10 protein-coding genes are annotated in these 13,256 nt (G+C 42.6%); 4 read left to right on the top strand and 6 right to left on the bottom strand.

The window, feature by feature from the left end:
- Positions 1–2,589: a leucine--tRNA ligase gene (gene leuS, locus ISP07_RS01220; RefSeq protein WP_209326540.1), complete on the bottom strand. Its 2,589-nt coding sequence runs from the start codon at positions 2,587–2,589 to the stop codon at positions 1–3.
- Positions 2,590–2,775: 186 nt separating this feature from the next.
- Here leuS and ISP07_RS01215 point away from each other — a divergent pair, with 186 nt between their 5' ends.
- From ISP07_RS01215 to ISP07_RS01205, 3 genes are all read left to right on the top strand, one after another.
- Positions 2,776–3,234 (top strand): zinc ribbon-containing protein, encoded by a 459-nt coding sequence (locus tag ISP07_RS01215; protein ID WP_054551664.1) that lies wholly within the window; start codon positions 2,776–2,778, stop codon positions 3,232–3,234.
- 69 nt (positions 3,235–3,303) lie between these two features.
- A complete protein-coding gene (locus tag ISP07_RS01210) occupies positions 3,304–5,706 on the top strand; it encodes a Lon protease family protein (protein WP_062564353.1) in 2,403 nt (800 codons plus the stop codon).
- On the top strand, positions 5,703–6,179 hold the full coding sequence (locus ISP07_RS01205; protein ID WP_209326539.1) for an FKBP-type peptidyl-prolyl cis-trans isomerase: 477 nt from the start codon (positions 5,703–5,705) through the stop codon (positions 6,177–6,179). The genes ISP07_RS01210 and ISP07_RS01205 overlap by 4 nt, the downstream gene beginning before the upstream one ends.
- 39 nt (positions 6,180–6,218) lie before the next feature.
- Here ISP07_RS01205 and lnt read toward each other — a convergent pair whose 3' ends face one another.
- From lnt to miaB, 5 genes are read right to left on the bottom strand one after another with little or no spacing between them, the layout of a single operon-like run.
- Positions 6,219–7,766 (bottom strand): apolipoprotein N-acyltransferase, encoded by a 1,548-nt coding sequence (lnt, locus tag ISP07_RS01200; RefSeq protein ID WP_209326538.1) that lies wholly within the window; start codon positions 7,764–7,766, stop codon positions 6,219–6,221.
- A complete protein-coding gene (gene corC, locus ISP07_RS01195) occupies positions 7,747–8,631 on the bottom strand; it encodes a CNNM family magnesium/cobalt transport protein CorC (RefSeq protein WP_054551660.1) in 885 nt (294 codons plus the stop codon). Before corC ends, lnt begins: the two co-directional genes overlap by 20 nt.
- Before the next feature lie 22 nt (positions 8,632–8,653).
- Positions 8,654–9,109 (bottom strand): rRNA maturation RNase YbeY, encoded by a 456-nt coding sequence (gene ybeY, locus ISP07_RS01190; RefSeq protein WP_054551659.1) that lies wholly within the window; start codon positions 9,107–9,109, stop codon positions 8,654–8,656.
- Positions 9,106–10,158, bottom strand: coding sequence for a PhoH family protein (locus ISP07_RS01185; RefSeq protein ID WP_054551658.1), 1,053 nt, complete (start codon positions 10,156–10,158; stop codon positions 9,106–9,108). The genes ybeY and ISP07_RS01185 overlap by 4 nt, the downstream gene beginning before the upstream one ends.
- A gap of 49 nt (positions 10,159–10,207) precedes the next feature.
- Positions 10,208–11,653: a tRNA (N6-isopentenyl adenosine(37)-C2)-methylthiotransferase MiaB gene (gene miaB / locus ISP07_RS01180; protein WP_054551657.1), complete on the bottom strand. Its 1,446-nt coding sequence runs from the start codon at positions 11,651–11,653 to the stop codon at positions 10,208–10,210.
- Positions 11,654–11,911: 258 nt separating this feature from the next.
- Here miaB and ISP07_RS01175 point away from each other — a divergent pair, with 258 nt between their 5' ends.
- Positions 11,912–13,081 (top strand): FAD-dependent oxidoreductase, encoded by a 1,170-nt coding sequence (locus tag ISP07_RS01175; RefSeq protein WP_209326537.1) that lies wholly within the window; start codon positions 11,912–11,914, stop codon positions 13,079–13,081.
- Positions 13,082–13,256: the final 175 nt, after the last annotated feature.

The raw sequence follows: 13,256 nt of genomic DNA, 5'->3' as shown, positions 1-13,256 counted from the left end.
TTAGTTAGCAACCACGTTAAGTAGTTTGCCAGGTACGTAAATCACTTTGCGGATGGTTGCGCCATCAGTGAACTTAGTCACGTTTTCTTCAGCAAATGCTAATGCTTCAACTTGCTCTTTGGTTGCATCTGCAGGCACCATTAACTTAGCACGTAGCTTACCGTTAACTTGTACAATGATTAGCTTCTCATCTTCAACAAGTGCTGACTCATCAACTGTTGGCCATGCTGCATCTAAGATGTCGCCTTCTTTGCCAAGGTCTTGCCATAACTGGTGACACATGTGCGGTGTGATAGGCGCAAGCATGATAAGTAATGCTTCAAGTGCTTCGTTAGCAATTGCCACATCTTGTTTATCAGCAAGTGGTGCTTTAAGTAACTTGTTCGAGATTTCCATGATTGCAGCGATTGCAGTGTTAAATGTTTGACGACGTTCAACGTCATCAGTCACTTTTGCAATTGCTTTATGAAGTTCACGACGAAGAACTTTTTGGTCGTTGTTTAATGCTGATTTATCAAGCGCTTGGTAGCCTACTGTTTCTACATCAACAGCGTATTTCCAAATACGTTTTAAGAAACGCATTGCACCTTCAACACCTGAATCAGACCATTCAAGAGTTTGCTCTGGTGGTGCAGTGAACATCATGAATAAACGAACAGTATCTGCACCGTACTCGGCAATAACTTGTTGCGGGTCGATACCGTTGTTTTTCGATTTCGACATTTTGCTCATGCCCGCAGAGAATACCGGCTCGCCATCTTCTTTGTGCCACGCTTTAACAACACGACCTTTGTCGTCTGTTTCAGTTTGAACGTCTGTTGGTGAAATCCAGATATCACCGCCTTTCTCATCTTTACGATAGAAAGTATCAGCTAGTACCATGCCTTGACATAATAAGCGCTCAAATGGCTCATCTGAGTTTACTAAACCAAAGTCACGTAATAGTTTGTGGAAGAAACGCGAGTAAAGTAAGTGCAAGATCGCATGCTCAATACCACCAATGTATTGGTTTACTGGTAACCAGTAATTTGCAGCACCTGGCTCGATCATGCCTTCGTCAAAACGTGGGCTACAGTAACGAGCGTAGTACCAAGACGACTCCATGAAGGTATCGAAGGTATCAGTTTCGTGGAATGCAGGCGCGCCATTTACCGTTGTTTTAGCCCACTCAGGATCAGCTTTGATTGGTGAAGTCACACCATTCATAACTACGTCTTCTGGTAAGCGAACTGGTAGCATGTCTTCTGTTGCTGCAAGCTCATCACCATTTTCGTCGCTAAGCATTGGAATTGGAGAACCCCAGTAACGCTGACGGCTAACACCCCAGTCACGTAGACGGAAATTAACTTTACGCTCACCTACACCCAGCGCTTCTAGTTTGTCTGCAACGGCATTAAACGCTGCTTCAAACTCAAGACCATCGAACTCACCAGAGTTAACTAACACACCTTTTTCTGTGTAAGCTTGGTTGTCTAAATCAACCGTTTCTTCAGAACCTGCAGCTGGCGCAATAACTTGAGCAATTTCAAGGCCATAAGCTGATGCGAACTCGTAGTCACGTTGGTCGTGCGCAGGAACAGCCATAACAGCGCCTGAGCCGTAATCCATTAATACGAAGTTAGCGACCCAAATTGGTACTTGCTTACCTGTCAATGGGTGAATTGCATAAAAGCCTGTTGCAATGCCTTTTTTGTCCATGGTCGCCATGTCTGCTTCGGCGATTTTCGTGTTTTTACACTCATCAACAAACATTGCTACAGCATCGCTGTTTTTAGCGGCTTCTTGAGCAATCGGGTGACCAGCAGCAACAGCTACATACGTCACACCCATGAAGGTATCTGGACGCGTTGTATAAACACTGAATGTGTCTTCGTTATCAGCACGCTTAAATTCGATTTCTAAACCTTCAGAACGACCAATCCAGTTGCGCTGCATGGTTTTAACTTGCTCAGGCCAGTGATCAAGCTTATCTAAATCATCTAATAGCTCTTGTGCGTAATCAGTGATTTTGATGAACCATTGTGGAATTTCTTTTTGCTCAACAATCGCACCTGAACGCCAACCACGACCATCAATTACTTGCTCGTTAGCAAGTACTGTTTGGTCAACTGGATCCCAGTTAACTGTTGACATCTTTTTGTAAACTAAGCCTTTTTCGTAAAGCTTAGTGAAGAACCATTGTTCCCACTTGTAGTATTCTGGGTGACATGTTGCGATTTCACGATCCCAGTCGTAACCAAAACCTAGTTGCTTTAACTGGTTACGCATGTAATCGATGTTTTCGTAAGTCCACTTAGCAGGGGCCGTGTTGTTTTTAATTGCTGCATTTTCAGCTGGTAGACCAAACGCATCCCAACCCATAGGTTGCATTACGTTTTTGCCTTGCAAGCGTTGGAAGCGTGATACTACGTCACCAATGGTGTAGTTACGAACGTGACCCATGTGGAGTCGGCCGCTTGGGTATGGGAACATAGATAGACAGTAATACTTTTCTTTGCTCTCATCTTCAGTGACTTTAAATACTTGGTTTTCTTCCCAGTAGGCTTGTACTTTTGACTCAATGTCTTGCGGGTTATATTGCTCTTGCATCTACGATTCCAGACTTCTTGCAAATTAATAAAAAATTGTCGATAAGGATAACCCAAAATACATGCTAATCACAGCGGCAAATAGGCGCTTTTGTTAATTTTCCAAGGAAATATATTTTCAGGGCAGGTTAACCTATACTCAACTAGAATAACGGTTGATTTTTCATCACTTTTGAAGGAGTAAACGATGGCAGATTATAAATCTTGGCTGAGTGATTTGAGTGCTTGGCTTAAAGACGTAAAAGATCATGAGCTCAAGGATGCAATGGAGAAATTTGTTGAATCAGAGCAGGCACTTAAAGATTTAGGGCAAGAAAAATTAAATCAGTATCGTGACTATTTACAACGCGATATCGACCACATCAAAGAAAACGACAGTCACTATGATTCACTCGCATGGCTCGAGCTTAAAGAGTCGCTTTGGTACGAGTTGTCGCACATTGAAGATAAAACTCAGCTCGAATGGCAAGCCTTAAACCAAGATTTTCAACACAATGGTGTTTATCAAGAGGGAGAATGGATAGCCATGGGCACATTAGTATGTAAAAATTGTCAGCATAGTTACGATGTTTACCATGCTACGCAAATTACTCCTTGTACTGAATGTGGCGGTATTTATTTTCGCCGTAAGGCATTACAACCTTAATCAGTGACGCAAGCTTGTGCTGGGCGTTACCTATAATGCCCAGTCAAGACTGGGAAATAAGAAGTTAGAATGACAAAAAAACTAATCCCTCTACCTATTTCTGCGTTAGCGCCTAAGATTGCCGCAAGTCATGTTGCGACTTGTATGCAAAACCCATATCCAGAAGCGTTGCCATTTATTGGTCAACAACGTGCACAAAGTGCCCTCGACTTTTCACTCGGAATGGAATTACCGGGTTACAATGTTTATGTGATGGGTGAAGCGGCTCATGGTCGTTACACCTTAGTAAAAGACAAACTCACAGCTCATTCAAAAGACCGCCCAACGCCTAATGAGTGGTTGTACGTTAACAACTATGATGACCACCGCGAGCCAATCGCGTTATTTATGCAAGCAGGTCAATCGAAGCAATTAGCTGACGATATAGATTCATTTATCGACGAAGTACTCGATACATTCCCAGCAGCTTTTGATAACCCGGGTTATCAACGCAAGAAAAAATCAATCGATCGTGAGTTTACAGATACTTACGATGCGGCAATTACTGCTGTTGAAATTGCAGCTCTTGAGCAAAGTGTGGCATTGATTGAAGAAAATGGTGTTGTGGGATTTGCGCCTTTAGTGAATGGTAAACAACTGAGCGACAGTGAATTTTCAGCCCTTGATGAGCCACTGCGTATCGAATTTTATGAGGTTATCGAAAAGCTTGAAGATGCGTTAATCGAAGCATTAATTGAGCTTCCTCGCTGGAAAAGAGAGTCATCTGAAAAGCTACGTAACCTTAAAAAATCAACTGCTGAGCTTGCCACTAAGCCACTCATTAAAGCCCTTGAGCATAAATACGCGACACACATTGGTGTATTACGTTATTTAAAAGATATTCGTGAAGAAATCATTGATGCGGTACTTGAATGGCTCGACGATGATGAAAACGACGAAAACAAAGAAGACTTTGACCGTAAAGGGATGCTCACAGACTTCTTTGCGCCAAATATTCTAGTCGAATACAAAGAGGGCGATGCAGCCCCTGTGGTGTATGAGCCGAATCCGACTTTTGGCAATATTTTCGGCAAAATTGAATATGCGACTTCGCAAGGCTCGCTTATCACCAGTTACCGCTCAATTCAGCCAGGTGCACTGCACCGTGCTAATGGTGGCTATTTGATTATGGATGCAGAAAAAGTCATGGCGAACCCACAAGTGTGGGATGGCCTTAAGCTTTCTCTAAAAACGCATCAAATCAAAAACGACTTACCCTATCAAGACAGCTCTGTGGGAAGCAGCTTTACGTTACGTCCGCAGCTTATTCCTCTTGATGTAAAAATAGTGCTGCTAGGCTCTCGCGACCTTTATTACACCATTGGTGAATATGACGAAGAGTTTGCAGAGTTATTCCGTGTCCTTGCTGACTTTGACTATTACTTACCAAGTAGCGATAAACTGCAATATCAGTTCATTACCAAGGTGACTGAATATTGTCAGCAAACACTTAATTGCACCGTAAATGAAGCTGCAATGGCGAGGTTATTAAAGTTTAGTTATCGCCAAGCTGAGCACCACAACAAGCTCTCAGCTCGTTTTGCTGATGTATTGGAATTAGTGGCAGAAGCCAGTTTTTATGCCAAACAAGATGGCCAAACCGTGATTGATGCTCATCACATAGATGAAGCCATTGTTGGTAAGCAATACCGTACAGGGCAAATTTCAGAAACCATGCTGAGTGATATCAAAGAGGGGCAAATTTTAATTGCAACCGAAGGTCACGCAGTGGGCAAAGTAAATGGCTTAACTGTGCTGCATATTGGCGATACCTCATTTGGTACACCTGCACGCATAACAGCCACTGTATATGCAGGTGCAGATGGCGTAATTGACGTTGAACGTGAAGCCGAGCTGGGTAAAGCCATTCACTCAAAAGGGGTGATGCTATTAACCGGTTACTTAGGTAATAAGTATGCTCAGCAATTTAGCCTAACGCTCAGTGCCAATATCGCAATAGAGCAAAGCTATGGCTACATCGACGGTGATAGCGCTTCATTAGCAGAGCTGTGCGCGCTTATATCGGCCATTACGAACTTACCTATTAGCCAGTCTATCGCGCTTACAGGGTCAATTAACCAGCATGGTGATGTGCAATCAATTGGTGGCGTAAACGAGAAAATAGAAGGCTTCTTCAAGCTTTGTAAAATGCGTGGCTTAACCGGTGAGCAAGGGGTGATTATTCCTAAATCTAACCAAGTTAATTTAGTGCTTGATGACGAAGTACTCGATGCGGTTGAAAAAGGACGTTTTAATATTTATGCCGTTGAAACCGTTGATCAAGCACTGAGCTTGTTAATGGATAAAGACGCAGGTGAAATGACCGCAGAAGGTTACCCTGAAGGCTCTATAAACGCGCTAGCCTTAGCAAGGCTTGCCAATATTGCTGATATCGTAAATGGCGACAATGATGATGAGAAGGACGCAGAATGATTAATTTAATACTTTTACTGATCATTGGTATTTTTTGTTTTTTAATTTTTAAAAACAGTAAAAAGGCGAAGCTACAAGCCCTTGAAAATGAAAAACTCGCCGCGGACTTTTTAGCGAATAACAGTAAAGCCGACGATATTCATGAAACCGCATCTGGGCTGCAATACAAAATTGAGCAAAGTTCAGGTAATGACACAAAGCCAAGTGCAACCAGTAAAGTAAAGGTTCACTATCACGGTACGCTTATAGATGGCAGTGTTTTTGACAGTTCAGTGGTAAGAAATTCGCCAATCAGCTTTGGTTTAAACCAAGTTATTGCAGGCTGGACCGAAGGCTTACAACTCATGAGCGAAGGAGATAAATTTACCTTTTATATCCCGCCACAGCTTGCTTACGGCCGTAAACGCGTCGGCAGCATTCCAGCAGGCTCGCTACTTATATTTGATGTAGAGTTGATAAAGATAGAATCTTAAATGTAAAAAAAGGCTTCATTATGAAGCCTTTTTTAATTGTTATTTCTTAACCCTTACAAATACACCCACAGCGCTCAGTAATATCACCACCGCCCACACAGGCCAATTACCATATTGGCTATAAATGCTATCGCCTTTAATTAACGTGATATTGGCCTCAAGTACATCCGCTTTAAATTGTGGCATAGCTAATTGTGATTTAGCGATAGGGTCGTAAACGGCGCTAATACCGTTATTCGTCACGCGGATTAGCGGGCGCTGTAACTCTAAGGCGCGCATACGCGCTATTTGCATGTGCTGATGCGGGCCATGTGAGTCACCGAACCATGCATCGTTACTCACCGTGAATAAAATGTCGGAGTCACTGCGATAATTACCACGAACCAACTCAGAAAAGGCAATTTCATAGCAAATAGCCGGTAAAATATTTAAGCCATTTGCGCGTAAATTGTTTTGCACTTCATCGCCGCGAGTGAAAGATGACATAGGTAAATCAAACAGTGGCGCAATTGGGCGCAAGAAGTCCTGAAACGGCACAAATTCACCAATAGGTAATAACTGATGCTTTTGATAGCGGTTTTTACCTAAATATTGATAGTGGCCTTCACTGTCATTGTGTTCTTTTTTACCAAGCACTATTAAGGTATTAAAAATGTTACGCGTGTCGTATTGGTAATCAACGATGCCGGTAATAAGTGCTGTGTCATTAAAAGTTGCAGCACTATCAATGCTTGTTAAATACTCGGTTGATAATGCTTCAAGCTCGGGCACCGCAGCTTCTGGCCAAACAATTAAATCAGCATTCCAATGTAGGCGAGTCATATCTTGGTATTTGCTCATCGTCGTCCAAAACTCAGACGGCTCAAAGCGAAGATGCTGTTTAATATTACCCTGCACCAGTACAGTTTTAATGGTTTTATCTTGGTAGTGTAGCTGGCTGCTGCTTGCAATCGCATATAAGCCAGCTAATAGGGCTACAGAGGCGATAAGAGGTTTACCATCTTTATTTGCTAGGCGATATAAAGCAAACGCAATTAACATACATACAAGCGTAATCCCAAACTCGCCAATTACCGGGGCTAAAAAATTAAGTGGGCTGTCTGTTTGCGTGTAACCAAAGCTCAGCCACGGAAAGCCTGTTAGCAATGTGCCACGTAAGTATTCTGTAGTTGCGATAGCGGCGAGGAACCAACATATAAAGCTATATGGGCCTGTAGCAAGGCGTGTTGCCAGCCATGTAGCTAATGCAGGGTAAAGGGCTAAATAAGCACAAAGCAGCACCATTAACGAAATTGATGCGATTAATGGCATGCCACCAAAGGTCGCTATTGATACATGCACCCAGCTTATACCTGCACCAAACCAACCTAAACCAAATATAAAGCCATATTTAGCACTTTGTTTAGCGGCTAATTTACCGTTTGCGAGAGGGTTAATGCAGTAGAGTAGAGCACCAAGGGAAAGAAAAGTTATAAACCATAGGTTATAGGGTGCGTAACTTAAGGTTAAAAAGAGGCCCGCAACAAGTGCGAGCCAGGCTTTTTTATCTTTTGCAAGGTGACTTAGGTTAGTTAGCAGTTTCTTCACTGTCGTTATCATCAGCCTTTGGAATGGTGACTTGCAATTGTAAGATACGGCGGTTATCTGCGTTAGTGACTTTAAATTGTAAGCCTTCTACCTCGATTGTTTCACCACGACTTGGCATGTGACCAAATGCATGTAAAACAATACCACCTATGGTGTCAGCATCTGAGGTGCTGTAACCAGTTTTAAAATACTCGTTAAAGTCATCAACTTCAGTCAGCGCTTGCACAGCGTAAACGTGCTTTGCAACTTGGCGAATATCTTGTAGATCTTCACTTTCATCGTGCTCGTCTTCGATTTCACCCACGATGATTTCAAGGATATCTTCGATAGTAACAAGACCAGACACACCACCATACTCATCAATAACAATCGCCATGTGGTAACGTTGTTGACGGAACTCATTAAGCAGCGTATCTACACGTTTACTTTCAGGCACTACAACTGCAGGACGCAAATATTCACGTAAAGAAGGCAGTTGCTCATCTTTGTTGATGATCAGTGGTAATAAATCTTTTGCTAATAAAATACCTTCAACATGGTCTTTGTCTTCACATACCACAGGAAAACGTGAATGTGTTGAATCAACCATCATAGGTAATAGCTCTTCTAATGGTGTATCAACCTCTAAGGTTACCATTTGCGAGCGTGGGATCATGATGTCCCGCACTTTCAGCTCTGATACACCTAGCACCCCTTCAATCATATCTTTGGTTTCAGGGTCGATAAGGTCGCGTTCTTGCGCATCGGCAATTACTTCTACCAGCTCTTCTCTATTCTGGGGTTCCCCTTGCAACATTTGGGCTATGCGGCCCAGCCACGTTTTGCCAGAAGAACCCTGGCTAGTTTGCGAGTTGTCGTCGCTCATTGCGTCTAATTGCTCCGTTAATTTAAATATCGTCTCGATATGGGTCAGCGATGTTCAGATCGGCAAGTAATTGCTTTTCTATGCTTTCCATTTCAAGTGCATCTTCGTCCTTTATATGGTCAAATCCAAGTAAATGCAAGCATCCATGGATAACCATATGGGCAAAATGGTCGTGAAAGGTTTTTTCTTGCTCAATTGATTCGGCTAAAACAATAGCCGGGCAAATGATTAAATCACCTACTAAAGGTAACTCAATGCCCGGTGGTGCTTCAAATGGAAAAGATAAGACATTAGTCGGTTTATCTTTGCCGCGGTAATCATTGTTGAGCTGCTGGCTTTGTGCTTCATCGCTGATCACTATAGTCAGCTCTGCATCTTCACGGTAGTTGCTAAGGGCTTTGTCAGCCCATAGCTGGAATTGCTCAAAGCTTGGTAAGTCGTCAAACTCACAGGCTATTTGTAAATCTAATTCGGTCACGAGTTTGCTTCTTGTTGGTTTGCTTGTGCTTCTTTAGCACGTTGCTTTTCAGCGCGCTTTAATCGTTCTGCTTCATCGTTACGCTCATAAGCTTCAACGATACGGGCAACAACTGGGTGACGAACCACATCGTGTGATTGGAAGAAGTTAAAGCTAATTTCATCGACACCGTTTAATACTTCGATGGCATGACGTAGGCCTGAGCGGGCACCACGAGGTAAATCGACCTGTGTAATATCACCGGTGATCACCGCTTTTGAATTAAAACCAATACGAGTTAAGAACATTTTCATTTGTTCTGCTGTGGTATTTTGGCTTTCATCGAGAATAATAAACGCGTCATTAAGCGTACGACCACGCATGTAAGCAAGGGGCGCGACTTCAATCACGTTTTTCTCTATTAACTTTTCTACACGCTCAAAACCCAGCATTTCAAATAATGCATCGTACAAAGGGCGTAAATACGGGTCGATTTTTTGGCTTAAGTCACCTGGTAAAAAGCCTAGTTTTTCACCAGCTTCAACCGCAGGACGAGTTAATAAAATACGGCGAATTTCTTGACGCTCTAAGGCATCCACAGCTGCAGCAACCGCTAAATAAGTTTTACCTGTACCGGCTGGGCCAATACCAAAGGTAATATCGTGGTGCAAAATATTTGCAACATACACGCCTTGATTATCATTGCGCGGTTTAATAACGCCACGGCGAGTTTTAATCACCATGTCTTTGCCATATACACCTGGGTTTTCATCTTGCTCTAGCGCATTTGATTCGCTAATTGCCAAATGTACGGCTTCAGGTTCAATCTCGCCAATCAGGCCGCGAATAGGTTGAGTTTCAATATAGAGGTTTTTTAGTATCTCAACAGCCGCTGCTGCAAGGTGCAGTTTACCAGTTACTCTGAAGAAATTATCACGGTGTGCAATCTCAACACCAAGGCGGCGTTCAATTTGCTTAATGTTTTCGTCAAACGGACCACATAAAGATGAAAGGCGTTTGTTGTCGGCGGGTTCTAAATAAATCTCTAATGTTTTTAACTGATTACTCAAAATTGCTTCCTATTGATGGGTGCAGGCTGTGCCTGCACCAAGTGTCACCCTAAGGTACGAAAGTAGCAACGCCAATTTCGTTAGGGGCCGTAGCGGCCTCAGCTTCAGCAGCTTTATTTAAAATAGCTGAAGGTGCCACATCACGGCGTAAGTTCATTTCTGATTCTGTACGAATTAATTCACCACGTAAAGAGTTTGGCAATGCTTCTGTAATACGTACATCAACGAATTGACCGATCACTGAGTGAGGGCCTTCAAAGTTAACCACTCGGTTGTTTTCAGTACGGCCACGTAATTCCATTGGGTTCTTCTTAGAAGGACCTTCAACTAAGATACGCTGTTCGGTATCGAACATTTGGCGGCTGATTTGCTGCGCCATTTGCGTGATACGGTTTTGCAGAATGTATAAACGTTCTTTTTTCTCTTGCTCTGTTACGTCATCTGGTAAATCAGCAGCAGGCGTACCAGGGCGTGCACTGTAGATGAAGCTAAAGCTCATATCAAAACCAATATCATTGATAAGGTTCATAGTTGCTTCAAAGTCAGCTTTGCTTTCGCCAGGGAAACCAATGATAAAGTCAGAAGACATACTTAGGTTAGGGCGAATTTTACGTAACTTACGAATTGTAGACTTGTACTCGAGTGCAGTGTGACCACGCTTCATAAGGTTAAGAACACGGTCTGAACCACTTTGCACTGGTAAGTGTAAGTGATCAACAAGCTCAGGTACGTCTGCATACGCATCAATGATATCTGGCGTAAACTCTACTGGGTGCGATGTGGTATAACGAATACGGTCAATACCGTCAATCGCAGCGACATAACGTAGTAAGTCAGAGAAGTAACAAATTTCACCGTCATGAGTTTCACCGCGATACGCATTTACGTTTTGACCAAGTAGGTTTACTTCGCGAACACCTTGCTCTGCAAGTTGGGCAACTTCAAGTAAGACGTCATCAAGTGGACGGCTTACTTCTTCACCACGCGTATAAGGAACTACGCAGAATGTACAGTATTTAGAGCAACCTTCCATAATTGATACAAACGCAGTTGGGCCTTCCGCTTTTGGCTCAGGTAAACGGTCGAACTTTTCAATCTCAGGGAATGAAACGTCAACTACCGAGCTACTGTCGCCACTTTGCACTTGCTTAATCATTTCAGGTAAGCGGTGTAATGTTTGCGGGCCAAAGATTACATCAACAAACGGCGCACGTTGACGAATTGAGTCACCTTCTTGCGATGCAACACAGCCACCAACACCAATGATTAACTCTGGTTTGTCGTCTTTTAATAGTTTCCAACGGCCTAGCTGATGGAATACTTTCTCTTGTGCCTTTTCACGGATTGAACAGGTATTGAGTAAGATCACGTCAGCGTCTTCAGCTTCTTCAGTTAACTGATAGCCGTTAGTCGCATCTAGTAGATCAGCCATTTTCTGAGAGTCGTACTCGTTCATCTGACAACCCCAGGTTTTAATATGCAGCTTTTTACTCATTGAAATATAGCCTCGTTTTCAATTCGGTAGTGACACAAAAATGTGTTAGAAACAGGATTAAGTGGCAAGTATGCCGACTTAAAGGACGCGTATTTTAGCTGGATACCCGCACAGATCCAAGTATAGTTTTTATCTTTGTGGTGTGAAATCAAACAAGTCACTGTTTTGAAATTCATAAGCGGTAAATGCACTGACACGCAATATTGAATTACGTTACAATTTATCCCGTATTTAAATAGCCAAATGAGCGAATATTAAATGAATAAAAATAAGGTAATTGTTGTCGGTGGCGGCATGGTAGGTGCTGCTACTGCTGTAAAACTGGCCAAGCAGGGTAGGGATGTCACCGTTATTGAAAAGCACCTTATCGATGCTGATCAAATTTTAAGCTCAGATAAGGTAGATATTCGCATTTCGGCTATTAATCGTTTTTCAGAGAATTTACTTGATGAGCTTGGTGCCATGCCATTACTAAGACAAAATCGCATCGCACCTTATCAACAATTAGAGGCCTACCAGCAACAAGGCGAGAATTTATTGTTTGATTGCCATGAGATTGGCGAAACGCATTTAGGTCATTTAATCGAAAATAATTTAATTCAAGCAAGTCTTTGGCAGCAATTCGCCAAGTACAACATCGAAGTGATAGAGCAGTTATCAGCCATTACGGATATTACTCAAACGGCTGATTCAATCACCTTACATTATGGCGATACTCAATATACCGCTGATTTAGTTGTTGCTGCAGATGGTGGACAGTCACAATTGCGAACTAAAGCTGGTTTAGGTGTAACGGGTTGGCAATATGGCCAGCATTGCATGGGCGTGTTAATCAAATTAGATGCCCCACAGCAGGTAAAAACGTGGCAACAATTTACGCCAACCGGGCCTGTGGCGTTTCTACCGATGCAGGCGCCTTATGCTAATTTAATTTGTTATCACGAGGCTGCGGTTTTAAAGCAGTGGCAAAAGTTGTCGAATGAGCAACTTAAAGCAAAACTCATTGAACATTTTCCTGAACTACCGGGCGGCTTTGAATTACTTGAGCATGCTGTTTTTCCACTTGCACGCCAACATGCCAATGATTACTCGCACGGACGTTTAGTTTTGGTGGGTGATTCGGCGCACACAATTAACCCGCTTGCTGGGCAAGGTGTGAACCTAGGGTTTCAAGATGTTGTAGCACTGGCAGATATTTTGGCAGATCAACCTGATGTTGGTCAGCAAGCGTTATTAAAACGCTACGAGAAAAAACGCCGCCACGCTAATTTACTGATGATGAGCATGATGGATGCATGTTACTTTGGTTTTTCAAACGAGATAAAACCACTGAGCTGGGTGCGCAGTAAGTTTTTAAAGCTTGCTAATAACACAGGCCCTGCAAAGAACTGGGTTTTAAAATATGCGATTAGCGGGACATTAAGTTGATCGTAAAAAATTAATCTTCAAAAGACAAAGAAGCGGGGTAATGAAAATTAGCCCGTTTTTTTTGCTAAAAATTACCGAATATACTTTGGAGAAACTTGAAACTTGAAACTTGAAACTTGAAACTTGAAACTTGAAACTTGAAACTTGAAACTTGAAACTTGAAACTTGAAACTTG

The organism is Pseudoalteromonas sp. PA2MD11 (genome assembly GCF_017808125.1).
Lineage (GTDB): Bacteria > Pseudomonadota > Gammaproteobacteria > Enterobacterales > Alteromonadaceae > Pseudoalteromonas > Pseudoalteromonas simplex.
The sequence above is the reverse complement of the archived record's forward strand: the minus strand, read 5'-3'. Positions and strand labels throughout refer to the sequence as shown.